21 protein-coding genes are annotated in these 23,856 nt (G+C 63.7%); 10 read left to right on the top strand and 11 right to left on the bottom strand.

From position 1 onward, the window contains the following. Nucleotides 1-7: 7 nt before the first annotated feature. The 3 genes from ACFVSJ_RS22615 to ACFVSJ_RS22605 are packed head-to-tail and all read right to left on the bottom strand — an operon-like array spanning nucleotide 8 to nucleotide 4,297. Entirely contained in the window at nucleotides 8-1,270 is a 1,263-nt protein-coding gene (locus tag ACFVSJ_RS22615; RefSeq protein WP_387439361.1) for a DUF6986 family protein, read from the bottom strand. Beyond that, on the bottom strand, nucleotides 1,270-2,868 hold the full coding sequence (gene aceB, locus ACFVSJ_RS22610) for a malate synthase A (protein WP_387439360.1): 1,599 nt from the start codon (nucleotides 2,866-2,868) through the stop codon (nucleotides 1,270-1,272). The genes ACFVSJ_RS22615 and aceB overlap by 1 nt, the downstream gene beginning before the upstream one ends. A gap of 34 nt (nucleotides 2,869-2,902) precedes the next feature. Beyond that, a complete protein-coding gene (locus ACFVSJ_RS22605; RefSeq protein ID WP_387439359.1) occupies nucleotides 2,903-4,297 on the bottom strand; it encodes an NAD-dependent malic enzyme in 1,395 nt (464 codons plus the stop codon). Nucleotides 4,298-4,517: 220 nt separating this feature from the next. On the opposite strand from ACFVSJ_RS22605, the gene ACFVSJ_RS22600 reads away from it, so the two are divergent. Next, a complete protein-coding gene (locus ACFVSJ_RS22600) occupies nucleotides 4,518-5,273 on the top strand; it encodes an IclR family transcriptional regulator (protein WP_387439358.1) in 756 nt (251 codons plus the stop codon). Nucleotides 5,274-5,386: 113 nt separating this feature from the next. Here ACFVSJ_RS22600 and ACFVSJ_RS22595 read toward each other — a convergent pair whose 3' ends face one another. The 3 genes from ACFVSJ_RS22595 to pucL all read right to left on the bottom strand — a co-directional run bounded on the left by ACFVSJ_RS22595 (nucleotide 5,387) and on the right by pucL (nucleotide 8,614). Further along, nucleotides 5,387-5,851 (bottom strand): DUF2867 domain-containing protein, encoded by a 465-nt coding sequence (locus ACFVSJ_RS22595; RefSeq protein WP_387439357.1) that lies wholly within the window; start codon nucleotides 5,849-5,851, stop codon nucleotides 5,387-5,389. 138 nt (nucleotides 5,852-5,989) lie between these two features. Beyond that, nucleotides 5,990-7,498, bottom strand: a complete 1,509-nt coding sequence (locus tag ACFVSJ_RS22590; protein ID WP_387439356.1) for a nucleobase:cation symporter-2 family protein — start codon at nucleotides 7,496-7,498, stop codon at nucleotides 5,990-5,992. 201 nt (nucleotides 7,499-7,699) lie between these two features. Then, entirely contained in the window at nucleotides 7,700-8,614 is a 915-nt protein-coding gene (gene pucL, locus ACFVSJ_RS22585; protein WP_387439355.1) for a factor-independent urate hydroxylase, read from the bottom strand. A 370-nt stretch (nucleotides 8,615-8,984) separates the two neighbouring features. Here pucL and ACFVSJ_RS22580 point away from each other — a divergent pair, with 370 nt between their 5' ends. Both ACFVSJ_RS22580 and ACFVSJ_RS22575 read left to right on the top strand, forming a co-directional pair. After that, nucleotides 8,985-9,161 carry a hypothetical protein gene (locus ACFVSJ_RS22580; RefSeq protein WP_014922716.1) on the top strand — a complete coding sequence of 59 codons (177 nt, stop codon included), beginning with the start codon at nucleotides 8,985-8,987 and terminating at the stop codon, nucleotides 9,159-9,161. Between the two features lie 1,350 nt (nucleotides 9,162-10,511). After that, nucleotides 10,512-10,700 carry a hypothetical protein gene (locus ACFVSJ_RS22575; protein ID WP_387439354.1) on the top strand — a complete coding sequence of 63 codons (189 nt, stop codon included), beginning with the start codon at nucleotides 10,512-10,514 and terminating at the stop codon, nucleotides 10,698-10,700. Nucleotides 10,701-11,072: 372 nt separating this feature from the next. Here ACFVSJ_RS22575 and ACFVSJ_RS22570 read toward each other — a convergent pair whose 3' ends face one another. After that, nucleotides 11,073-11,651: a hypothetical protein gene (locus ACFVSJ_RS22570; RefSeq protein WP_387439353.1), complete on the bottom strand. Its 579-nt coding sequence runs from the start codon at nucleotides 11,649-11,651 to the stop codon at nucleotides 11,073-11,075. Between the two features lie 136 nt (nucleotides 11,652-11,787). On the opposite strand from ACFVSJ_RS22570, the gene ACFVSJ_RS22565 reads away from it, so the two are divergent. Beyond that, nucleotides 11,788-12,747: a hypothetical protein gene (locus ACFVSJ_RS22565; RefSeq protein WP_387439352.1), complete on the top strand. Its 960-nt coding sequence runs from the start codon at nucleotides 11,788-11,790 to the stop codon at nucleotides 12,745-12,747. A 135-nt stretch (nucleotides 12,748-12,882) separates the two neighbouring features. On the opposite strand, the gene ACFVSJ_RS22560 is transcribed toward ACFVSJ_RS22565, so the two are convergent. Then, nucleotides 12,883-14,220, bottom strand: coding sequence for an 8-oxoguanine deaminase (locus ACFVSJ_RS22560; protein WP_387439351.1), 1,338 nt, complete (start codon nucleotides 14,218-14,220; stop codon nucleotides 12,883-12,885). Between the two features lie 421 nt (nucleotides 14,221-14,641). Between ACFVSJ_RS22560 and ACFVSJ_RS22555 the strand changes: the two genes are divergently transcribed. The 5 genes from ACFVSJ_RS22555 to ACFVSJ_RS22535 all read left to right on the top strand — a co-directional run bounded on the left by ACFVSJ_RS22555 (nucleotide 14,642) and on the right by ACFVSJ_RS22535 (nucleotide 22,020). Continuing rightward, on the top strand, nucleotides 14,642-15,136 hold the full coding sequence (locus tag ACFVSJ_RS22555) for a nucleoside deaminase (RefSeq protein ID WP_387439350.1): 495 nt from the start codon (nucleotides 14,642-14,644) through the stop codon (nucleotides 15,134-15,136). Nucleotides 15,137-15,142: 6 nt separating this feature from the next. Next, nucleotides 15,143-16,723: an NCS2 family permease gene (locus tag ACFVSJ_RS22550; protein ID WP_387439349.1), complete on the top strand. Its 1,581-nt coding sequence runs from the start codon at nucleotides 15,143-15,145 to the stop codon at nucleotides 16,721-16,723. A 317-nt stretch (nucleotides 16,724-17,040) separates the two neighbouring features. Further along, on the top strand, nucleotides 17,041-18,294 hold the full coding sequence (locus tag ACFVSJ_RS22545) for an XdhC family protein (protein WP_387439348.1): 1,254 nt from the start codon (nucleotides 17,041-17,043) through the stop codon (nucleotides 18,292-18,294). Beyond that, nucleotides 18,285-19,220 (top strand): FAD binding domain-containing protein, encoded by a 936-nt coding sequence (locus ACFVSJ_RS22540; RefSeq protein ID WP_387439347.1) that lies wholly within the window; start codon nucleotides 18,285-18,287, stop codon nucleotides 19,218-19,220. Before ACFVSJ_RS22545 ends, ACFVSJ_RS22540 begins: the two co-directional genes overlap by 10 nt. Further along, complete coding sequence (locus ACFVSJ_RS22535) at nucleotides 19,210-22,020, top strand: molybdopterin-dependent oxidoreductase (RefSeq protein WP_387439346.1); 2,811 nt, start codon at nucleotides 19,210-19,212, stop codon at nucleotides 22,018-22,020. The genes ACFVSJ_RS22540 and ACFVSJ_RS22535 overlap by 11 nt, the downstream gene beginning before the upstream one ends. Nucleotides 22,021-22,095: 75 nt before the next feature. Here ACFVSJ_RS22535 and ACFVSJ_RS22530 read toward each other — a convergent pair whose 3' ends face one another. Then, nucleotides 22,096-22,557, bottom strand: a complete 462-nt coding sequence (locus ACFVSJ_RS22530; RefSeq protein WP_387439345.1) for a GNAT family N-acetyltransferase — start codon at nucleotides 22,555-22,557, stop codon at nucleotides 22,096-22,098. 9 nt (nucleotides 22,558-22,566) lie between these two features. After that, nucleotides 22,567-23,205 (bottom strand): nicotine blue oxidoreductase, encoded by a 639-nt coding sequence (nboR, locus tag ACFVSJ_RS22525; protein ID WP_387439344.1) that lies wholly within the window; start codon nucleotides 23,203-23,205, stop codon nucleotides 22,567-22,569. Between the two features lie 156 nt (nucleotides 23,206-23,361). Here nboR and ACFVSJ_RS22520 point away from each other — a divergent pair, with 156 nt between their 5' ends. Continuing rightward, the gene (locus tag ACFVSJ_RS22520; protein ID WP_347108406.1) at nucleotides 23,362-23,553 is read left to right on the top strand and encodes a DUF1508 domain-containing protein; all 192 of its coding nucleotides are present in this window, start codon (nucleotides 23,362-23,364) and stop codon (nucleotides 23,551-23,553) included. 72 nt (nucleotides 23,554-23,625) lie between these two features. Here the strand turns inward: ACFVSJ_RS22520 and ACFVSJ_RS22515 are convergent. Then, nucleotides 23,626-23,856, bottom strand: a 231-nt coding sequence (locus tag ACFVSJ_RS22515; protein WP_387439343.1) for a hypothetical protein, incomplete at its 5' end; no start/stop codon positions are given.

The following is a 23,856-nucleotide window of genomic DNA, read 5'->3' as shown; positions in this document are numbered from 1 at the left end:
CTCCTCATCAGTGCGAAGTTGGTTGTGCGAGCCGCGGGTGCGCCAGTGCGGTCAGCTGTGGAAGTTCGACGCCGGCAAGCGCCTTGACCTCGTCCGTCCCCACTGCGCCGCATTGGACGCCCCGGAGGACGAAGCCGGCCAGGGCCCGCGCGGTGGCAGGCTCGTCCATGACGCCGCCCTCGGTCCGCTCGACGTAGTTGCGCAGGCGCAGCGCCGCGGCCGGCAGGCCTTCGCGGTAGAAAGCGTACGACGCCGAGAAACGGCTGGGGAGCTGGGCAGCGTGGAGATCCCAACCCTGGTAGTAGCCGTTTTCCAGGGACCGGCGGACCAGTCGGCCGTGCAGCTTCCAGGCGTCCTCCACGGCGTCACCCACGGGGATGATGTTGGTGGAACCGTCGGAGAGGCGGATGCCTGTTCCGGCAACGGCGAGCTGCATGACTTCCTTGGCGAAGTCGGCCACGGGGTGTTCCATCGACTGGTACTCCGCAGAGATTCCCAAGGAGGCGCTGTAGTCGTATGTGCCGTAGTGCAGGGCGCTGATGCGGCCGGGAACCACGTGGGGAAGTTGCGCCACGGGAGAGGTTCCGTCCGCACCGAGGATGAGCTGCGGGGTCTCCACCTGCACCTCGAAGCGCAGCCGGCCTGCGGGGAGTCCGTGGACTTCCTCGAGGCGGGACACCGCGTAATCCATGGCCTGGACCTGGGCCACCGTGGTGACCTTGGGCAGGGTGAGGATCAATCCAGCGGGAAGCTCCCCAGCCTCAGCCAACGTGGACACGAACAGGTCCAACGTCCGAAGGCCCCGTGCCCGCGTCGGGGCCTCGAAGCACTTGAACCGGATGCCGATGAAGGGCGGAGTCGTTCCGGCCGCAACCGCAGCGGCAACGGCGTTGGCGGCAGCAACGACGTCGGCATCTTCTGCCTCGTCGCCGCGGTCGCCGTAGCCGTCCTCGAAGTCCAGGCGCAGGTCCTCGATGGGCTCGGAGCTGAGCTTGGAAGCAACCCGGGCCGCGACAGCGGCAGCCAGGTCAGGTTCCTGGCCCAGAAGCTGTCCCAGCTTTTCGAGTCCGCCGTGGGCCTCCGCCGTCGCGAGTGCCTGGGCGCCCCAATCGGCCGCGAAGGTGGGCGTGAAGCGGTCGGCGGGGACGTAGACGGTGTGGATCGGTTGGCGGGAACCGTCGTCGCCCGGGTAGTTGCGGTCCAGCAACTGGTCCGTGGCGGCAAGCTGGTTCTCGATCGCCGAGAGGTCAGCGGGAGTGAAGGAACCCATCAGCCCACCAGCTCATACGCGGGCGTGGTGAGGAAGTCCGTGTACTCGTCGGAGAGGCAAATGTCCTCGATCAGCTTCGATGCCGGCTCGTAGTACTTGGTGAAGTTCTCGTCGCCGAACTCGATGCGCAGGCGTTCGGTCTCTTCGCCGAGGATGCGGGTGACGAGTTCGCGGGTCACGGTGTTGCCCGTATCCGCGAGGACCGACTTGTTGCGGAGCTGCTGCCAGACCTGCGAGCGGGAGATCTCCGCAGTCGCGGCGTCTTCCATGAGGTTGTGGATGGCCACTGCGCCGCTGCCGGAGATCCAGACGCCGGTGTAGGCGACGGCCACGTACAGGTTCAGGCGAAGCCCGGCTTCGGTGACCTGGCCCTGGGCAGATGCGACGTCGATCAGCTGCTCGGCGGTGACGTTCACCTCGGGACGCTGCTTGTCGAGCTGGTTCGGGCGGTCACCGAGCACTGAATCGAACACTTCGCGACAGGTGGAAACCAAGTCCGGGTGGGCAACCCAGGAGCCGTCGAAACCGTCGTTTGCTTCGCGGGTCTTGTCTGCGCGGACCTTGTCGAAGGCTGCTGCGGTGACATCCGGCTGCTTGCGGTTGGGGATCACTGCGGCCATGCCGCCCATGGCGAAGGCGCCGCGCTTGTGGCAGGTCTTGACCAGGAGTTCGGTGTAGGCGCGCATGAACGGGGCTGTCATGGCGACGGTGGCGCGGTCCGGGAGGACGAATTCTTCGCCGGCGTCACGGAAGTACTTGATGATACTGAAGAGGTAGTCCCAGCGGCCGGCGTTGAGGCCCGAGGCGTGGTCGCGGAGTTCGAAGAGGATCTCGTCCATCTCGAACGCAGCGGGGATGGTCTCGATCAGGACCGTGGCACGGATGCTGCCCTGGGGTATGCCGAGGTAGTCCTGGGCGAAGACGAACACGTCGTTCCAGAGCCGGGCCTCGAGGTGGCTTTCCATCTTGGGCAGGTAGTAGTACGGGCCGTGGCCGTTGAGCAGGAGCTGTTTGGCGATGTGGAAGAAGTGCAGGCCGAAGTCCACCAGGCCGCCGACGGTGGGTTCGTCGTCGATCAGGAGGTGGCTTTCTTCCATGTGCCAGCCACGGGGGCGGGCCACAACAACGGCCAGGGGGGCGTCCGTACGGAGGCGGTACTCCTTGCCCTCGGGGGAGGTGTAGGCCAGGGTACCCTGGGCCGCGTCGCGGAGGTTGAGGATCGCGTCGATGACGTTGGGCCACGTGGGAGTGGAAGCGTCTTCAAGATCGGCGAGCCATACCTTGGCGCCGGAGTTCAGGGCGTTGATGGCCATCTTGGCCGGGGTGGCCGGGCCGGTCATCTCAACGCGGCGGTCCTGCAGGGCTGCCGGTGCTTCGGCAACCTTCCAGTCGCCGTCGCGGACTTCCTGGGTTTCCGGGAGGAAATCCAGGCGGCTGGTCTCGGCAACCGTCTGGCGCTTGGCCTTGCGGGCCTGGAGCAGTTCGTTGCGGGTGCCGGCGAAGCGCTTGTGCAGTTCCTCGATAAAGGCCAGGGCTTTGGGGGTGAGGATTTCCTCGGCGCGTTCGATCGGCCGGGGATCGGTGACTGTAATAGCCATGGGAGCGGATTCCTTTGTCTATAGTGCGCTGGTGCTAGCGAGCTGCGTTTGCGTGGGCTGCTGCAGCGACGGCGGCAGCCACGTCGGCGGCAACATGGGGATCGAAGACGCTGGGGATAATGTAGCTCGCGTTGAGCTCGTCGTCAGCCACGCGGTTGGCGATTGCTTCCGCGGCGGCCACGAGCATGTTCGGGGTGATGTCCGATGCTCCGGCGTCCAGCAGGCCCCGGAAGAAGCCCGGGAAGGCCAGCACATTGTTGATCTGGTTGGGGAAGTCGCTGCGGCCCGTCGCCACCACTGCTGCGTGCTTGGACGCGATGGTCGGATCGATTTCCGGAGTCGGGTTGGCCATGGCGAACACAATGGCGTCTTCTGCCATGGAGGCAACCTGCTCTTCGCCGATCACGTGCGGGGCGCTGACGCCGATGAACACGTCCGCTCCCTTGAGGGCGTCGTGGAGGCTGCCGGAGAAGCCTTCCTCGTTGGTGTTCGCGGCAATCCAGCTGCGGTGTTCGTCGTCGTACTTGTCACCCGAGTGGATGGCGCCGGAGCGGCCGGCTGCGATGATGTGCTGCGCGCCCTGGGCCTTCAGGAGCTGGATGATGGCGGAGCCGGCAGCGCCGACGCCCGAGACCACGATCTTGACCTCGGACAGCTTCTTGTCCACCACGCGCAGCGCGTTGACCAAGGCAGCGAGCGTAACGATCGCGGTGCCGTGCTGGTCGTCGTGGAAGACCGGGATGTCGAGTTCTTCGCGGAGGCGGTTCTCGATCTCGAAGCAGCGCGGGGCGGCGATGTCTTCGAGGTTGATGCCGCCGTAGACGGGGGCCATGGCCTTGGCGATCTTGATGATTTCTTCGGTGTCCTGGGTGTCCAGGCAGACCGGCCAAGCGTCAACGTTGGCGAACTGCTTGAACAGCGCAGCCTTGCCCTCCATGACCGGAAGCGCTGCAGCGGGGCCGATGTTGCCCAGGCCCAGGACGGCGGAACCGTCGGTGAGGACGGCGATCGTGTTGCGCTTGACCGTCAGGTTGCGGGCAGCGGCCGGGTCTTCTGCGATCGCCAGGCAAACACGTGCGACGCCGGGAGTGTAGGCGCGCGAGAGGTCGTCGCGGTTGCGCAGGGCTACTTTGGGGACGACCTCGAGCTTGCCACCGAGGTGCATCAGGAAGGTGCGGTCGGAGACGTGCTGGACCGTGACGCCGTCGAGGGCGTTCAGGGCATCCTTGACGCGGCCTGCGTGGGCATCGTCGGTGGTGTTGCAGGTGACGTCCACGACGATGGTCTCGTGGTGGGATTCCGTGACGTCCAGCGCGGTGATAGCGGCGCCGGCCGCGCCAACGGCAGCTGCCAGTTCGCTGGTGGCGGTGAAGCTCGACGGCGCGGAGACGCGCAGGGTGATCGAGTTACCGGGGCTCGGATTCGCCATTGAAATTCCTCCTGTTAGGCCCGTTCCCGGGCCGCCGTTACAACCGAATGTTTTCGTATTATGGATATTATTATCTACAAAGTGGAAACACAACCCCTGGCTCGGTCATGTTCGGTGTCGTCGCGCGGGTGTCCGACGTGCTGTATCTTGGGTGTTCTAAGCAATTCTTTTCACGATGCGGATAAGAGTTGTCGGAATCTGAGTCATTGGAGACAAGGGAATGGCTGAAAAAGCCTCCGGAGGCGTGCAGTCCGTTGAGCGCGTCTTTGAACTGCTGGAACTGATCACGGATGCAGGCGGAGACGTCACGCTCAGCGAGCTGTCGTCGTCCACCGACCTGCCCTTGCCTACCATCCACCGGCTGCTGAGGACCCTCGTGGCACTCGGCTACATCCGCCAGCTGCCCAACCGCCGCTACGCCTTGGGCCCACGGCTCATCCGGCTCGGCGAGGCCGCCAGCAAGCAGCTCGGTGCCGTGGCCCGTCCCCAGCTCAAGACCCTCGTGGAACGGCTCGGGGAAACGTCCAATATGGCCGTGCTCGATTCCGACATGGTCATCTACGTTGCCCAGGTCCCGTCCATGCACTCCATGCGCATGTTCACCGAGGTGGGCCGCCGCGCCCACACGCACGACACCGGCGTGGGCAAAGCCATCCTGGCCCAGCTCGACGACGAGGTTGTCCGCGGAATCGTTGCCCGCACCGGCATGCCGACCCCCACGGCCAAGAGCATCGGCGACATCGATTCCCTGCTCGCCGACCTGAAGCTCATCCGTGAACGCGGCTACTCCATTGACGAGGAAGAGCAGGAGCTTGGCGTACGCTGCTTCGCCATGGCCGTGCCCAACGCACCCACCCCCACGGCCATTTCCGTGTCCGGCCCGATCACCCGCGTGGACCAGACCTTCGCCGACCGCGCCGTCCCGATGCTGCGGGAGGCCGCCCTGGCGATCTCCGCGGAGCTCAACCAGAACTAGTCTTCCTCCCGTCGCCTCCCGCCGAGTTGCCGGCGCCTGCCGCCGAGTTGCCGGCGCCTGCCGCCGAGTTGGCAAAAGATGGCAATGTTTCCCTGGAACATTGCCATCTTTTGTCATTTCGGTGATTTCTTTGGGCTCGTGTGCCGTTTCAGCATCGAGTTCACGACGATCGGATGCAGCGGACGTACGACGCCAAAGTACAGCTTCCCCCGCCACCCTTTGAGTTCGACGGCGGTAGTCACCCGGATGATCCGGCTCACCGCATCCACACCCACCCCAACGGCGAAGTCCAGGTGCTTGTCCTGAAAGTAGATCAGCGCCTCGTCGCCTTGCTGCTCGGTCACTGCGAAGGTGTTCCTTGGTGCCTGGGGAACACCGATCAGCGGCACCAGGACCTGCCGAATCATCAGCGCCGCGGCAACCCACCTGGGCATGGATCCGAGGGAAAAGAGCCGGTTCGCCCAGAACGTTGGATCCGTATCCGACCCCTCGGGAAGCGTGGCCAGGCAAACGTCCGCGTAATCCGGCTTCGGGATTTCGCGGAGGGCAAGTGAACGGAAGCAGGGTAGCTCGGTCATGGGCTGAGCCTAACCGCAGCGGGGCCCGGTGGCGCGTGCCGCCGTCGTACGTCCTACCCATGGTGACCAGTCCTTGAGCCGGCGAAAGACGGCAGTGCCCCCAAGGAAACACTGCCGTCTTGCCCGGTCAGCCGTGCGTCAGTGCTCGGACGCCGAGGTGCTCTTGAGCGGGACTTCATTGCCGTCCGCGTCGATCAGCTTGCCGTTCTCGAAACGGTCGCCATGTTCCAGGCACTTGACGTCCTCGGGGGTGACCACGCGCTCCGTGCCTGCAACGAACACCGACTGGTTGTCCGAGTTGCCGGCCTTGAAGTGGTTGAACAGGATGTTCAGGAGGATGGCCATGACGGCTGCCGAGCTGATGCCGGAGTGGAAGATCGTGGAGAACCAGGACGGGAACTGGTCGTAGAACTTCGGGGCGGCGATCGGGATCATGCCGAAGCCAATCGAGGCAGCCACGATGATCAGGTTCATGTTGTTCTTGTATTCGACCTTCGCGAGGGTGCGGATACCGCTTGCGGCCACCGTACCGAAGAGTACGACGCCGGCACCGCCCAGGACGGGCGTCGGCACCGCTGCGACCACTCGCCCGAGGATGGGCAGGAGGCCCAGGACCACGAGGATCACGCCGCCGGCGCTGACCACGAAGCGGCTCTTGATACCCGTGATGGCCACGAGGCCCACGTTCTGGGCGAAGGCGCTCTGCGTGAAGGAGTTGAACAGCGGGGAGATCGCGCTGGAGAGCATGTCTGCGCGGAGGCCGTTGCCGATCCGGCGGGAATCAACCTTGGTGTCCACGATCTCGCCAACAGCGATGATGTCCGCAGAGGTTTCCGTCAGCGTCACCAGGATGACGATCAGCATGGAGATGATGGCGGCGATTTCGAAAGTCGGAGCTCCGAAAGCGAACGGTGTGGGGAAGGCAACGATGTCGCCCTGGCCAACCTTGGAGAAGTCAGCCATGCCTGAAACAGTCGCGATGATGGTGCCGATGACCATGGCCAGCAGGATCGAGAGGCGCGAGATGGCAGCGTTGCCGATCTTGCTGAGGAGGAGCACGACTCCCATGGTCAGCGCTGCGAGGCCGATGTTGGCCATGCTGCCGTAGTTGTCAGCCTTGGCGTTGCCGCCCATGGCCCAGTTGGCCGCGACCGGCATGAGTGTCAGGCCGATGGTGGTGATGACCGTTCCCGTGACGACGGGCGGGAAGAACTTGATGATCTTGGAAAACAGGGGAGTGATCGCCAGGCCGATGAGCGAGGCAACGATCACCGACCCGAACACCGCCTGGATGCCGCCGCCGCCCTGGACGATCGCCACCATGGTGGAAACGCCGGCGAAGGAGACGCCCTGGACCAAAGGAAGCTGTGAGCCGAAGAACGGGATGCCCACGGTCTGCAGGATGGTGGCCAGGCCGCCGACGAACAAGCAAGCTGCGATCAGGAGCCCGATGTCCTGCGAGGACATCCCCGCGGCCGCGCCGATGATCAGTGGCGGAGCGATGATGCCGCCGTACATGGTGAGAACGTGCTGGAAGCCGTATGCGAAGGTGCTTCCGATCGAGAGCCGCTGGTCCTCCGGACGCTGTGACTTTTGCGCCTGGGAGGAGGTGGTATTGGCGGGGCGGGACTTCTTCTTGGTGTTCATGGCAGACTTTCTGGGTTCATGGCAGACGTCTTCGTCTGGCTAACTGTGTCTGGCTAACAAAAGTATGGAGTTTGGGGTGTTTTTGGGGTCGGGTTTGTGTGCAGGTTCTGCCTTTGTGGGGGCGCCTCGCGGCGGAACCTGCACACAAACTCCGGAGGCTTTTGCGTGCGCTTTCTTCGCGCCGCCTAAGCCGGGTAGTGCTTAGCAGAAGCCGGCGATGCCGCTCCAGGCAACGGGCGCGGCCGTGGTGTTGTCGCGCTGGACGGTTGCTTCGATGAGGCCGTACGGGCGGTCCGCGGCGTAGAAGACCTCGTTGGGGTTGTCCAGGCCGAACGGGCCCAGGTCAACCAGGAAGTGGTGCTTGTTCGGCATGGAGAACTTGATCTCGGCAACTTCGCTGTGTGCTTCGAGGACCTTCTTGCCCATGTCGAAGAGGGTCTGCTGCAGTGCGTGCGAGTAGTTCTCCGTGAAGCCCTCAAGGAGGAGGGCCTTGATGTCCTCGTAGCTCTTGTTGAAGTCCGTGGCCGAGGCGTCCAGGTTGGTGTTGTAGCGCCAGCGGGCAGAGACGTCCGTTGCGAGGATACGGTCGGTGGTCTCGGGCAAGGTGGTGTACTTGTCGCGCGGGTAGCCGACGAAGCCGGACTGCGTGGTCTTCAGGACGGTCAGGTCCTTCAGGCCGGAGACGATGTGCGTGGTTGCGCCATCACGGACGACGACGGCGGTGCGCACCTCTTGTCCGTTGCGGACGAAGCTGTGGTCGTGGGCCTCGCCGTGTGCCTGGATGCGCTCCCAGCTGTACGACTCTGCTTCCCAGCGGCCTCCGGTGACCCAGGAGAATTCGCCGGTGAAGTGGTCAGCGAGGCGCAGCAGGAAGGCCTCAGGGGAACCGACGCCTTCACGAGCGAACGCGTAGACGGTGTTCTTCTGGGTGTCGGTGGCAACCACGTGGCCGTTGTCGCCTTCGAGGTGGGCTGCCTCGAAGTCGCCGCGGAGCTGCGAGGTGACGTTCAGGTCTTCGATCTGGTGGCGGTCCGTATCCCGGGTGACCTTGACGACGCGGACTTCTGCTTTGCCGTACTGGTTTTCGCCGAGGACGATGTTGTTGCTCATGGTCATATCCCAACTTCTGTGAGGTGGAACCTACGTTCCATCAATGAAATTAAGCGCGTGTTTCCACTGCGTTTCTGGTGGAGCCGACCCCAACAAAAAAGAGCCGGCATCCATGGATGCCAGCTCATTACGACCCTGCCTGCTGCTCTCAGGTTACGTGACCTACGCCACGAACTCATTCGAGAGTAGCGCATGGTTTCGGCTTGTGTATACGGGTCCGGGGTAACCGTATGAACAATCCGAATGTGACCGGGGCAACTCGCTGGGCCTGAAAGTGGGTCTTGACGCTTGGTTTCAGATTCTTCTAGACTTTCCACATATCAATAAAAAGTTTCCGAAATGCGGAAATCGATGCAACCGGAAAGAGGAGGAACAGATGGACTCGAAGGATACGAACAACGTCGTGGAATTCCCGGCGCCGGGCCAGGAACTGTACCTGCCCTTCGGTGCGACGGATCCCGACTTTTATATTCCGGCCGACTGCGACCGCAAGGCCGGCGGGTTCTCCCGCTGGCTTCGCGCGCTCCCTGTCTTCGGCCGGCAGCGCCCCTGAGATTCCTGCGTCATAGGGGCGCGGACTCTGCGCAACAGAGCCAACGAGGCGGGCGGTACCTGGGGAGGTGCCGCCCGCTTTGCAGTCCCTCTCCGCCCTCCATTTCGATGCGCCGTCCGGCCATTTCGACGGCTTCCTGCACGGTAGACGGTAGGAATCGTCTGGCACGCAGGAAGTCGTCGATCTGGGGCCGGGCCGCTAGGCTGGCCGGGCTAGTCGATAGGGGAGAACCCTCCCAGCATGCAGTCGCTGGATGTATAGGCTTCGAGGATCGGTAAGAGATTCTCCAGGTCGCTCCTACCCAGCGAGCCCTCGGTTGGTGGCAGAACCTCGTCGGGAAAGCCAGCTTCTGAGTCACCTTCCGATCCCAGAACTGCCTCCCAGCGAAAGCATGGGGGCAATTCATGGCCTTCGATGATAGGTCCGCTAAGGCGGACGTTCTTCCGTGCGGCGAGAGCGGACCAGGGCAGCAGCATCCAATCGGCAGGAGGATGAATGCCAAATCCAAACCCTGTACTGCCTTGGCTTACTTCTTGAGAGTTAAGTGGATGATCGCCGGGAGGGCGGAGGTACTGGTTGTGGAGGATCCACGTACTGTCCCTGTGTCCCGGCGGCAGCAAGCTACCCTCGGGATGTGCCCTGAACTCAGCGCCCAGCCATGCGATGCGATTCGTCAGCGCGCCTTCCCATGACCACCCGGATGGCAGGTCTCGACGATCGTTGGGCAACTCCACGCGGTCAGTCTAATGGGCGGCGTGGGCGCGTGCGCCCGAATTCTCCACATAGCACGAGCTGTCTATTCGCGGGAGGCGAAACCTCCACCAGGCTGATTGTATGGCCAACCAAACTCCCCGTGAACTCCTTGCCGGCAAGGATCTCTGGAGAACCAGTGAGCTGGAAGCTGCGGGCTTCAGCGCCCGAAGCATCGCGTAGCCGCCATCAACTGTCTCGCACGGGCAGGATGTCGTTGCGCATACACGAAGCCTCGGGGGCGGGGAAGTGGTTGTGGTTGACGGTCTTCCATGCACCAGTTTGGAACGCACGGTAATGGATTGTTGCCTCATGATGAACTACCGGCAATCCCTGATCATCGTGGATCACGCTCTCCGAAAGGGAGTCAGCGCAAGCAAGCTGTGGGAAATGTGCGGTTCGCTGACTGGTCGGCCTGGGGTTGCAGCTCTCCGTCGTGCGCTCGAGAATGCTGATCCAAGATCTGAGTCGCCAGGTGAGACCCTCACTCGGGATCTCATCACTCGCCTACGGATCGAACCGCCTGAGCTGCAGGTGGAAGTGCCCACCAGCGAGGGAGCATATCGGATAGACCTGGCGTGGAGGGAGAGGAAGCTTGCTTTGGAATTCGATGGCAAGGTCAAGTACTTCGACTACGCACCCACGGATGAGGTGATCTATAAGGAGAGGCAGAGGGAGAACGCGCTGATTGAGCAGGGTTGGACGGTCATTCGCATCGAATGGCGGGATTTGTTCAATGAGCAAGAGTTCAAGACCAGGGTGCTTCGGGCTCTACGCCGGACCGATTAGACGATTTCCTGCGCGTTAGACGTTTCTCGCCGTCTAATACGCAGGAAGCCGTCTAAACGGGATCCGCAGCGGGGCGTCGAGCGGGGCCGATGTGACGTACGTAACAATCGGCAGGCTGCTGAGAGGTTCGCGTATGCTGGTTCGACGACTCGACCCTCGGGTACTTAAGAGTCGTCACCACCCGTTGAATGGGTTGTAACTTGCTGGCTCGATGGCGCAGGGCGCACGCCCGTTGGCGTCCTCACGCAGCATGCTGAGCAATAAATGACGCTCGTCATCGAGCTGTGTCGGGACACTGATGCCCGGCTGATAATCCCTGCCCTGGCAGGTGACAGAAAGAGCCGGAACTGGGGGTCTGGCGCCGCAGCAGCATCATTCAGGCTGCCTCCCCAAAGGAAACAAAGTCATGAAACGCACCTTCATCACGCTGGGGGCGGTGATCGTGGTGGCCCTTTCCGGCTGCACGGATCCCGGTACGCCGCCGCCTACAGAAAGCCCAAGCGTAACGTCGACGGCGGAACCGACGTCGACTCCCACAGACCCGACCGAGGAGCCGACGGCTACGGCGAGTCCGAGCCCTACGCCAACGCCGACTGACGAGCCAACGTCGACGCCGACGCCAACTCCGACGTCGACCCCAACGGCAACGCCTACGCCGACATCAACGTCGAGCCCGACGCCGACCGCGACGCCGACTGGCGAACCGACGTCAACCCCAACCCCAACCGCGACGCCGACATCAACATCAACCCCGACCCCATCCGCGACGCCGACTGGCGAACCGACGTCGAGCCCAACCCCAACCGCGACGCCGACTGGCGAACCGACGTCGAGCCCAACCCCAACCGCCACTCCGACACCCACACCAACCCCCACCACGCCTCCGAGCTCGGGCAGCCTCGCAAACCTGGCCCGGATCCCGTGGGACGGCGGACCGGCATACTGGGCCAAGTTCCCCGGCGCGGCGAAGCTCAATGATCCGAATCTGTTCCCGATCGGCGTCTGGTACGGTAAGCCGGGTCACGCAGCGCAGCTGAAAGACATCGGCGTCAACGTTTACCACAACGCTGAGCATGACGGTTCAACCATGAAGTCCATCACCGACACCGGAATGCTCGTGATTCCGGGTGGCGAATGGAGCCAGTCCGAGGTGGGATCCAACCCGGGCGTTGTTGGTTGGGATACTGACGATGAATGTGAAATGGTCGGCCTGGGCTGCGGCAATGTATCCGCCGCGCAGAACCTGACGATCATGAAGCAGCTCGTAGCCAACATCAGGGCAAAGAACGATGGACGGCCTGCCTTCGCGAACTACAGCAAAGGCATCTTCGGAACTTACTGGGCTCCCGGCCTGATGGACGACTTCATGGCGGCCGTGGACGCGAGCAGCAACGACCAGTACTTCTACACCCGCGCCGACCTGCAGTTCGAGGTTGACCGCACGCCTTCGTGGCCGGCTGGTGCCAAGGCAGCGAGAAGCGCAGCCTACGGCTGGACTGCTGACAGGATGCGGGTCTTCCAGTCGAGCCCGGGCATCCAGCCGAACTGGGTCTTTGTGGAATCGGCCCGGCCGTTCCTCGAAAGCAGCTCGGACCGGACCATTACGCCGGAGCAGATGGAAGGTGCCATGTGGTCAGCCATCATTCACGAGGCTCGTGGCATCAATATCTTCCAGCACAACAACGACTCCCAGTTCGGGACGTACAGCTTGGTTGATATCCCGGCAGATCGCAAAGCGAAGATCAAGGCCGCACTGGCCGGGATCCAATCGCTGGCTCCTGTATTGAACACGCAGAGTTATGCCTGGAATGCCGGTGCCGCGGGTACCGACACCATGTTGAAGGCCAAGGACGGCAGCGCCTACGTGTTCGCAGGCATCGGCCTCAACGGGGCCACGGGTTCGAAGACCTTCACCCTCCCGGCTGGAATCACCGGAACCCAGGTGGAAGTTGTGGGGGAGAACCGAACCCTTACCGTCAGTAACGGCAAGTTCACGGACTCTTTCGCAAACGAGTACACGCACCACATCTACAAGATCGCGATCTAGCAGGGCCGCGTCGACGCTGGAGATTGACGCGACAGCAAAGAACGATTTAGCCGGAATGGCGCCAAAACGCCGGAACGTTCCCCACGAAAGGGGCGCGTTCCGGCGTTTTCGCACGTGGAAACAACCAGCAGGAACCTACCCCACCACCAGCTTCCGTGCCGCCGCAGAGTGCTCTGCAATGAGGCCGGCCACGTCCAGGTCCGGAATCGCCCCGTCAATCACGCGCCACGAACCACCAACCATCACACGGTCGGCCCGGTCGGCGCCGCACAGCAACAAAGCGGCCACGGGGTCGTGGCTGCCGGAGAACCGCAGTTCATCGGGCTTGAACAGAGCCAGGTCTGCCTGCAAGCCCGGAGCCAACTGCCCAATGTCGGAACGCCCAAGGACCGCAGCGGACCCACGCGTCGCCCATCCCAGTGCGCGTGAAACGGGAACCGATGCGCCATAGCGCAGCCGCTGCAGGTAGAGGGCTTGACGTGCTTCGAGGATCATGTTGGAGGCGTCATTGGATGCGGAGCCGTCAACGCCTAGGCCCACGGGCACACCTGCGTCCTCAAGTTCCAGCACCCGCGCGGTCCCCGAGGCCAGCCTCATGTTGGACGTTGGGCAATGCGCGACGGCGGTTCCGGCGGCTCCCAGCCTGGCGATCTCCTCGTCGTTGAAGTGGATGCCGTGGCCCAGCCAGGTCCGCGATCCAAGCCAGCCAACGGATTCCAGGTAATCCACGGTTCGGAGGCCGAACATGGAGCGGCAAAAGTCTTCTTCGTCGATGGTTTCGGCAAGGTGGGTGTGGAGCCGCACGTCGAATCGTTCAGCCATGGCGGCGCTCTCGGCCATGATTTCCTTGGTCACTGAGAAGGGGGAACAAGGAGCCAGTGCGATCTGTACGGAGGCGCCAGGACCTGACTCGTGATAGGTGCGAATGAGCCGTTCGCTGTCGGCAAGGATCGCCTCGGGCGACTGGACTGTGGTCCTGGGCGGCAGCCCGCCGTCGTCCTCTCCGAGCGTCATGGATCCGCGCGTCAGTGTTGCCCGCATTCCCATGGCACGGACCGCCGCCACCTCGATGTCGATGGCGTCTTCCATACCGTCAGGGAACAGGTAGTGGTGGTCCGCGGCCGTGGTGCAGCCGGAGAGCAGCAGCTCGGCGAGGGCAACCTGCACGGCGAGTTCAAGGCTTCGGGGAGTGAGCCGCGCCCACACGGGGTACAGATTCTGCAGCCAGGGGAACAGGGGGACGTTGGCCACGGGTCCCCAGGCGCGCGTGAGGGTTTGGTAGAAGTGGTGGTGGGTGTTGATCAAGCCCGGCAGCACCACGTGGCCGGATGCGTCGAACTCGGTGCAGGGCATGCTCGGGCGCGCCCCGGATGGCACGAGTTCAACGATTTTCCCGTCGGAGACCACAAGGCCGTTGCCGGCGTCGAGGTGGTTTGCGGTGAAGATACCCAGCGGGTTTTTGATCCAAAGCATGGAGGGCTCCTTGTCTGGTCGGCATGAATGCGTTCCAGCTCAGTTCTGCCCTGTCTGCTGATCCAGGAACCGGCCGCCCAGAAAGGCGCCGGTCCACAAAAGCGTAAAAGGCACGACGGCGGCAGTCAACGGCCGCGGGAAGGTCGCCGGTCACATTGGCGCGCCAGCGAAGCATCCGGCACGCTGGATTCGTAATTTCGCATGACGAAATTAAATTTTCAAAAAACTATGGCGCGGCTCACAATCGTGGTGCTACGCTCTTACTGCCAAAGGCGGGCACCCGGACCTCGGGAAGCTATCTACCAGGCGCAACTTAACCTTCATCGCACATGCTGAAGCCTGGTAACCAAGCTAACTGGAGCTCTTTTTGGAGCGCCCCCAACAGGTCACCCGGCTTCCAAGCACTAAAGGAAGTCGCAACATGAGTACAACCGTCACGGCCGAGCAATTCCTGGCCACCTCCATTGAGCTGGCAACGGCCAATGTCCTCAACAGTGGGGGCCCCTTCGGCGCCGTCATTGTTACCGCGGACGGACGAGCCTTCGAAGGCGTCAACCGCGTTACCGCCTCAAACGATCCCACTGCACACGCAGAAGTCACGGCCATCCGCAACGCTTGCCGCGAACTGGGAACCTTCGACTTGAGCGGTGCAACCCTCTACACCAGCTGCGAGCCGTGCCCCATGTGCCTGGCGTCCGCACTCTGGGCACGCGTTGATCGCGTGTTCTTCGCCGCAGACCGTCACGACGCCGCATCCGTCGGCTTCGACGACGCCGTTTTCTACGAGTACTTCGAAAACGACAACCGGGACGCGCTGATGCCGGTAGCCAAGCTGGAACTGGGCGACCCCCAGGCACCGGCGGCCCTCCAGCCGTTCAACACATGGAACACGCTTGATTCCAGGATTGACTACTAGGGCCCGGTGGCTGACATGGAAATCCTGGATACCGCAGAAATGCAAAAAGCAGCTGAGAAGCAGGCTGCGCTCTTCCCCAACGGAGGCGCAGAGCCCACAGCAGCACATGCCAAGCACACGGCAACCGGCCTCGCCCAGCAAGGCAACGGCCAGAAGCCACCGAACTTCCTGGACAAGTTCTTCCAGATCACCAAGCGTGGTTCCACGCTGGCCCGCGAATTCCGCGGTGGCCTGGTCACGTTCTTCACCATGGCGTACATCGTCATCCTCAACCCGCTCATTTTGGGTGGCTTCTCGGCCGAGAACGCCCCCACGGATGTTGCCGGGGGCTGGCTCTCCGCAGCACAGGTGGGTGCCGTCACCGGCCTGACCGCGGGTGTCATGACGATCGTCTTCGGCCTGGTGGCCAACCTTCCCTTCGGACTCGCGGCAGGCCTGGGCATCAACTCCTTCCTGGCCGTCGCCGTGATCCAGGAGGTCACGTGGCCTGAAGCCATGGGCCTGGTGGTCATCAACGGCATCCTGATCGTCCTCTTTGGTGCCACGGGTGCCCGGACGGCGATCTTCAAGGCAGTGCCCAAGGAACTCAAGGCCGCCATCACCGTTGGCATCGGTCTGTTCATCGCCTTCATCGGCTTCGTCGACTCCGGTTTCGTCCGTCCCACCAAGGGCGGCCCGCCGGTCCAGCTCGGCAATGATGGATCCATCACGTCCATCCCCACACTCGTTTTCATTGTCGGATTGCTGGTCATGGGTATCCTCGTGGCACGCAAGATCCAGGGCGGCCTGCTCATCGGCATCGTCGCTACAACCGTCCTCGCCGCAGTTGCCGAGGCCGTGTTCAGGATCGGTCCCGGCACAGCAGACAACCCCGGCGGCTGGCACCTCAACACGCCGGTGCTTTCCGGCCAGCTGGTTTCCGCTCCGGACCTGAGCCTGGTGGGCCAGTTCGACCTCTTCGGTTCGTTCGCCCGCATTGGTGGCCTGGCCGCCACGATGTTGGTCTTCACGCTGGTGTTCACCAACTTCTTCGACGCCATGGGCACCATGACCGGCCTGGCCAAGAGCGCCGGCGTGGCCCATAAGGACGGCACGTTCCCCAAGCTGAAGTCCGCGTTCATTGTCGAAGGCATGGGCGCAGTGGTGGGCGGGGCAACCTCGGGTTCGTCCAACACCGTGTACATCGACTCGGCTGCGGGCATCGGCGAAGGAGCCCGCACAGGCTTGGCCTCCGTAGTTACGGGTGTGCTGTTCCTGGGCTCGATGTTCTTCACGCCCCTCACGTCCGTGGTCCCGCTGGAAGTTGCCGCTGCAGCCCTGGTGGTTGTCGGCGCGATGATGATGGCCCAGATCCGCGAGATCAAGTTCACCAAGTTCGCCATCGCGTTGCCGGCCTTCCTGACCATCGTCACCATGCCGCTGACGTACTCCATCGCCAACGGCATCGGCGTTGGTTTCATCTCCTTCGCTGTGGTGAACGCGGCGTCGGGCAAGGCGAAGAAGGTCCATCCGCTCATGTGGGCGGTCACGGCCGGCTTCATCATCTACTTCGCCCGTGGTCCCATCAACTCCCTGATGGGCGTCTGACCCGGACCGAAAGAACCCGCGCCGGCGGGCAAACCGGCATTCCGAACGGCGGTCCGTCGGAACCCACCGCACGAATAGGCGTCCGACGTCGTTGTCCCGCTCCATACGGGAACGACGGCGGGCGGCGGCTGGGAGCCGATGCTCCGCTATGGAGCGGGGGCAAGGGAGATGAAGCCCTTGCCCCCGCACCTATGACATCCCACTGATTAATCGCGACTACCCCTCAACAACCTCACGAAATGAGAATATGGGGCAAGATCGCGCACTGCTCCGGCCGGGCCACCTGGCCGGGACACCTGGAAAAAGGACGTGTTGCCATGCTGGATCTGATGCCTTCACTGGGCAGCTGGCGGCCTGCGGTCTCTGGCCAACGATGCGCTGTGGCCACGATCGTCGGGACGGGCGGCTCAGTGCCGCGGCCCATGGGGACCTCCATGATGGTCTCCGAAACCGGCGAAATCCTGGGCAGCTTGTCCGGCGGTTGCGTGGAAGGCGCCGTGGTTGAAGCGGCCCTGGAAGCAATGCGCGACGGCGGACCTCGCCTTGAGTCGTTCGGTTACAGTTCCGAGGACGCCTTCGCTGTTGGGCTTACCTGCGGAGGGGAACTGGAAGTCCACATCCAGCCGCTCCAGGCCGGACTGCCGGAGTTCTCGATGTTTGCGGGGGCATCGGCTGCGGCCCTTGATGACCAGGCCCCAGCTCCCTTGGCACTCATCCGCAGGCTGGACGCGGAAGGGGGTGCCGTCGTCGTGCATGATCCCGTGCGCTTCCGCGCCATGGAATCGCCGGAACTGGCCAAGCTGGTGGGCGACCACCCCGCAACACTTTTTGCCGCGGCAGCCCAAGTGGAGCCCCTGCTTCAAGGCGGCCGCGCGGGCCTGGTCCGCTTGGCACCGCCTGAAGGCTGCATCGACGGTTGGGTCACTCTCGACCGGTGGGACAACCCCCGCGAGGAACCCGAACCCCAGCCCATCACCCTCTTCGTCGAAAGCCGCCTGCCCGCGGCCCGGATGCTGGTCTTCGGTGCCAACGACTTCGGAGCCGCGCTGCTCCCTGCCGGGCAACTGCTCGGTTACAACGTGACCCTGTGCGATGCTCGCCCCGCCTTTGCACAACAGAGCCGCTTCGCTGGTGCTGACCACGTGGTCACCGATTGGCCCCACCGCTACCTTGAAGGCGAAGCCGCTGCAGGACGCATCGATCACCGCACTGTTGTCTGCGTCCTGACCCACGACCCCAAATTCGATATCCCCCTGCTTGAAACCGCACTGAACCTGAACCTCGCCTACGTTGGCGCGATGGGTTCGCGTCGCAGCCACCGGCAACGCATCGACGCCTTGCTGGACAAGGGAACACCGGCAGAAGCCCTCGAACGCCTGCATTCACCCATCGGTTTGGATCTCGGCGCAGTGACGCCCGCCGAAGTCGCGGTTTCCATCACGGCGGAAATCGTTGCCGAACGCGGGAGCCAGCCGACCAAGGGAGCTTTCCGTTCCCTCAAGGACAGCTCCGGGCCCATCCATTCCACCGCTACTGAACACCCTGAAACCCAGGAGGACCCATGGACATGAACACCATCGAGGCCGTGGTACCCACCACGGACCCAGCCGAATGGCGTGAAGGTGACGCCTGGCTGGCCGGCGGCACGGTCCTTTTCTCCTATGGAAGCACCGTCCTGCAGCGCCTCCTTGATTTGGGAAACGCAGGCTGGCCAGCCATCACGGTCACAGACGAAGGCATCGAACTCGCCGCAACATGCACCGTCGCCGAGCTCTACGCCCTCCCGGAATCGGCCGAAGCGGCTGACCGCGAATGGCCGGGCCTGGCGTTGATCCGCCCCAGCTGCGATTCCTTCGTGGCCTCGTTCAAGATCTGGAACATGTCCACCGTGGGCGGGAACATCTGCACGTCCTTGCCCGCTGGGCCAATGATCTCGCTGTGCGCAGGACTCGACGGCGTGGCCACCATCCTCAGGCCGGACGGCACCAGCCGCACGGTGGCAATTGCCGACTTCGTCACGGGCGAGCTGGAGAACGTCCTGGCGCCCGGCGAACTCCTGCGCAGCATCCACCTCCCTGCCGAGGCCCTGTCAGCCCGCGTGGCCTTCCGCCGCTTGTCGCTGAGCAACCTTGGCCGTTCCGGCGTGCTGGTGATCGGTCGGCTGGATCCAGTCTTCGGCCTGGTCATCACGGTCACGGCGTCCACCAAGCGGCCGGTCCAACTGAGGTTCCCCGGCGACAAGGTTCCCGACGCGGCATCGCTGGCTGCCGCCGTCGAACGTTCCATTCCCTGGACGCTGTACCACGATGACATCCACGGACTTCCGGCGTGGCGGCGGGACATGACCATCCGGCTTGCCGAGGAAATCCGGGCCGAGCTGCTGGACGAATCCATGACCGTCTCCGGCGACTTCTGGCCGCCGCATGCCACCTCGCCGCAGCCGTCCACGCAACCCGAAGTTTCAGGCACCCAGAAGGAGGCCTCCCATGGCAATTGAGATCAACGGCACCGCCTCGCAGGCCACACCCCGCCCCGGCCAGTGCCTGCGCACGTTCCTGCGGGAGCAGGGCAATTTCGGCGTCAAGAAGGGCTGCGACGGCGGCGACTGCGGAGCCTGCACCGTGCACGTCGACGGCACACCCGTCCACAGCTGCATCTACCCGGCGGTCCGCGCCGACGGCAAAGCCGTCACCACCATCGAGGGCCTCGCCACCGCGGAGGGGCTCCACCCCGTGCAGGAACAGTTCATGGAGGGCCAAGGCTTCCAGTGCGGTTTTTGCACCGCAGGCATGATGATGACCGCCGCGACGTTCGACGACGAACAGCGCGCCAACCTGCCCCGCAGCCTCAAGGGCAACCTGTGCCGTTGCACCGGCTACCGCTCCATCGCGGACGCGGTCTGCGGTCATGGGCAGGACGGCCACGCGCACGACGCCGGATCCTCCGTTTCCGGCGCAGCGGCACCTGCCGCTGTGGAGGCCACGTCCGGACAGCTCGGAGACAACGTCCCGGCTCCGGCGAGCCACGCCGTAGTGACGGGAACAGCCCGCTACACCTTGGACGTCCCGGCCGAACAACTCCCCGGCTTGCTGCACCTCAAGCTCCTCCGTTCGCCGCATGCGCACGCACGGATTGTGTCCATCGACAAGACTGCTGCGCTGGCCGTTCCAGGAGTGGTGGCAGTCTTCACGCACGAGGACGCACCGCAGGAACTCTTCTCCACGGCCCAGCACGAGCATTACACCGACGACCCGGACGATACCCGGGTGCTGGACAATGTGGTCCGCTTCATCGGCCAGCGCGTAGCCGCCGTCGTGGCGGAATCCGTGGGCGCCGCGGAAGCCGGGACCCGTGCACTGGAGGTGGAATACGAACTCCTGGACGCTGTATTTACGCCACACGAAGCAATCCTTCCCGGAGCTCCTGCCATTCATGGCGAAAAGGATGCGGTTGCTTCCAGGATCGCCCGGCCGCAGGACAACGTGGTGGCCGAGGTGCATGCAGAACTCGGCAGCGTGGAGGACGGGTTTGCCGCCGCCGACTTCATCCACGAGCACACGTACCAGACCCAGCGCGTGCAGCACGTTGCCCTGGAAACCCATTCGTCCATTGCCTGGGTGGATGAGGAAGGCCGCTTGCTGGTTCGTTCGTCCAGCCAGGTTCCGTTCCTGGTGAAGCGCACGCTGATCCGCTTGTTCAAGCTGCCTGAGGAGTCTGTCCGCGTGGTGGCAGGCCGGGTGGGTGGCGGTTTCGGCAGCAAGCAGGAAGTGCTGACGGAGGACCTGGTGGCGCTTGCGGCCCTCGCATTGAAGCGACCCGTTCAAGTGGAGTTCACCCGGACCGAGCAGTTCACCGCCACCACTACACGGCACCCGTTCACCATCAAACTGAAGGCCGGCGCCAACAAGGACGGGTACCTGACCGCACTGCAGCTCGATGTCATCACCAACACCGGTGCGTACGGAAACCACGCCCCGGGCGTGATGTTCCACGGTTGCGGCGAATCCTTGGCAGTGTACAAATGCGCCAACAAGAAGGTGGATGCCCAGTCCGTGTATACCAACACGGTCCCGGCCGGAGCTTTCCGTGGCTATGGCTTGAGCCAGATGATTTTCGCCATGGAGTCGGCCATCGACGAGCTCGCGGTGGGCATTGGGATGGATCCCCTCGAGTTCAGGCTGAAGAACATGGTCCGGCCGGGCGACCACATGCTCTCCACCACTCCCGAACCCGAAGAGGACGTGCATTACGGGAGCTATGGCCTGGACCAGTGCGTCGCGCTGGTGCGGGATGCGTTGGACCGTGGCAAGGAGAGGTACCGTGCAGCCGGCCTCGACGACCTTGGCCCGGAATGGGTCACGGGCGAGGGCGCGGCACTGTCCATGATCGATACCGTGCCGCCGCGCGGCCACTTCGCCCACACCCGGGTGAGCCTGGAAGCGGACGGCCGGTTCGCCGTCGACGTCGGAACTGCCGAGTTCGGGAACGGCACCACCACCGTCCACGCGCAGTTGGCCGCTACGGCACTGGCCACGTCCGCCTACCAAATTTCGGTGCGTCAATCGGACACGGATCTCGTGGAGCACGACACCGGTGCCTTCGGCTCGGCCGGAACCGTTGTGGCCGGCAAGGCCACGCTCGCGGCGGCACTGGAACTCGCTACCCGTATCCAGACCGTCGCCGCATCGCTGACGGGTGTCCCCGTGGCGGAGTGCCGGCTGGTGGATGGAGCGGTGGAGTGTGGAGACCGCTCGGTGCCGCTCAAGGAGATTTACGACGCCGGTACTCTCCAGGGCATCCGGCTCGCCACGGATGGAAACTGGGGCGGCACGCCGCGTTCAGTCGCGTTCAACGTCCACGGGTTCCGTGTAGCCGTGAACACGGGAACGGGGGAGTTGCGCATCCTGCAGAGCGTCCAGGCTGCTGACGCAGGTGTGGTGGTGAACCCGCGCCAGTGCCGTGGCCAGATCGAGGGCGGCATCGCGCAGGCCCTGGGTGCGACGCTGTATGAGGAAGTGAAAGTGGACGACTCCGGCAGGGTGACCACCGACATCCTGCGCCAGTACCACATCCCGTCCTTCGCGGACGTGCCGCGCAGCGAGGTGTATTTCGCCACCACCAACGATTCCACCGGTCCGCTGGGTGCCAAGTCCATGAGCGAGAGCCCGTTCAACCCCGTGGCACCCGCCTTGGCCAACGCAATCCGGAACGCCACCGGGGTGCGCTTCGGCGAACTCCCCATCGCCCGGGACAAGATCTACCTGGCGTTGAGGGATCGCACCCTCATCCCCAACTAACCCCCTCAACCCAACTAGGTCGCACTTCAGGTCGTTCTCAGCGCTGGGAACGACCTGATCTGCGACCTACTTGGGTTAAAGGGGGAGCTCCATGAACACGCTGTTCGGGTCCAGGGTGTAGTCGGCAAAGGGGGCGCATTCCGTGAATCCGTGCTTGGCATACAAACTGCGGGCAGGAGCGAAGTAATCCTCAGTACCCGTTTCCAGGGCAACCCTCGAATACCCGCGATTCCGCGCTTCGGCCACGATGTGCTTCAGCAACATCGTGGCCACTCCGCGTCCACGGGCACCCGCCGTGGTCCGCATCGACTTGAGTTCCGCCTGTCCGGGCACGCCCAGCACTTTCAGCGCGCCGCAGCCCAGGAGCACTCCGTCTTCCCGGGCCGTCCAGAACGTGATCGATTCGTGGGACAACGCCGAATGATCCAGCGCGTGCACGCTCTCGGCCGGCGACGTCGCGAACATGTCGGCCAGGTGTTCGCTCAAGAGGGCGTGGACGTCCGGGCGCGCGGGATCATCAATTTCGACGCGGATCATGCACCAAATCTACCCTTCCAGCAGGTGCAACTGGTCCTTGGTGTCCAGGTCCTCGCCGGAGCAGAGATCACTGCAATCCACCAGGTCCACGAGTCCCGGATGCGCTTTGAGGAACGACCGCGCGCCGGTATCGCCACTGGCCGCCGCGGCGGCTTCGTCCCGAAGTCCGACGTCGATAATCACCGGGTGCCGACGCTTCAGGTGCCCCGACTCGTCCGGATAGGCGGCTGCGGTGATCCGCCCCGGCCGGTGGCTTCCCAGTAGCCTGCTGACCGCTGTCGGAGTTAACCCGGGCTGGTCCACCAGCGCCACCATGATGCTGTTGCCGGGCGAGGCGGCCTCGATTCCAGCACGGAACGACCCCGACATGCCCTTGGCCCAGGCGGGGTTCTCCACCAGGGAGTACGGGCCCAGATCGGTGCTGGACCTGATCTGCTCGGCTTCGGCACCGAGCACCACCACAACTTCACGGCAGCCGCCGTCGAACAGGGTATCGGCCACCACTTCAACCAGCGTACGCCCGCGGAAAGGCAGCAACGCCTTCGGGCCCCGGCCCAGTCGCGTGCCGGCCCCGGCAGCAAGCAGGACGCCGGTGATCGGTGCCGTGCCGGATTGAGTCATAAACACACCATACGCGCGGGGTTCCATGCGGTCTCTAGCTCCTTGGAGGCTTTCGGGGACATCTACCAAAATCGGTTGCAAACTACTCACGGGTAGGCCTTTTGGTGGGGTCCCGGGGCGATTACTGTCTGAAGGGAATTGTTCAAATCAGCTCTAGTGCAATGATGCGTGGAGGTCAGCAAGATGGCGGGCAGTTTCGAAATTCTCAAGGCAGGAACCAACACCTTCCGTTTCCGCCTCACGGCGGACGACGGAACCGTTGTGGCAGTGTCGCCACAGTTCCCTAACCTGGCCGCAGTGGTAGCCGGGATCAACGCGGTCCGAGAGAATGCAGCCACCGGATTCGTCGTGGACCGGAGGAATCTGGGGACGTAGTTTCTCGGTAGAACGCAAAGGTGGCGGCAGTGTTCATTGGGAACACTGCCGCCACCTTTTTCATGCGGATTTCTAGGCGTCGCCGCCTGCGCCACCCGTGGTGCCCGCGTTGACGTCGAGCAGCTTGTAGCGGTCAATCGCGTACGACGGCGCGCCCTCCTCCACCTCGCCCCTCGCCGCCAGCATCTGCAGGGTTTTGGTGACGATTGAGTGGGTGTCGTTTTTGAAGTAGCGGCGTGCGGCTTGGCGGGTGTCGGAGAAGCCGAAGCCGTCTGCTCCGAGGGAGGCGAAGTCGTTGGGGAT

Source organism: Paenarthrobacter sp. NPDC058040 (assembly GCF_042885775.1).
Lineage (GTDB): Bacteria > Actinomycetota > Actinomycetes > Actinomycetales > Micrococcaceae > Arthrobacter.
The sequence above is the reverse complement of the archived record's forward strand: the minus strand, read 5'-3'. Positions and strand labels throughout refer to the sequence as shown.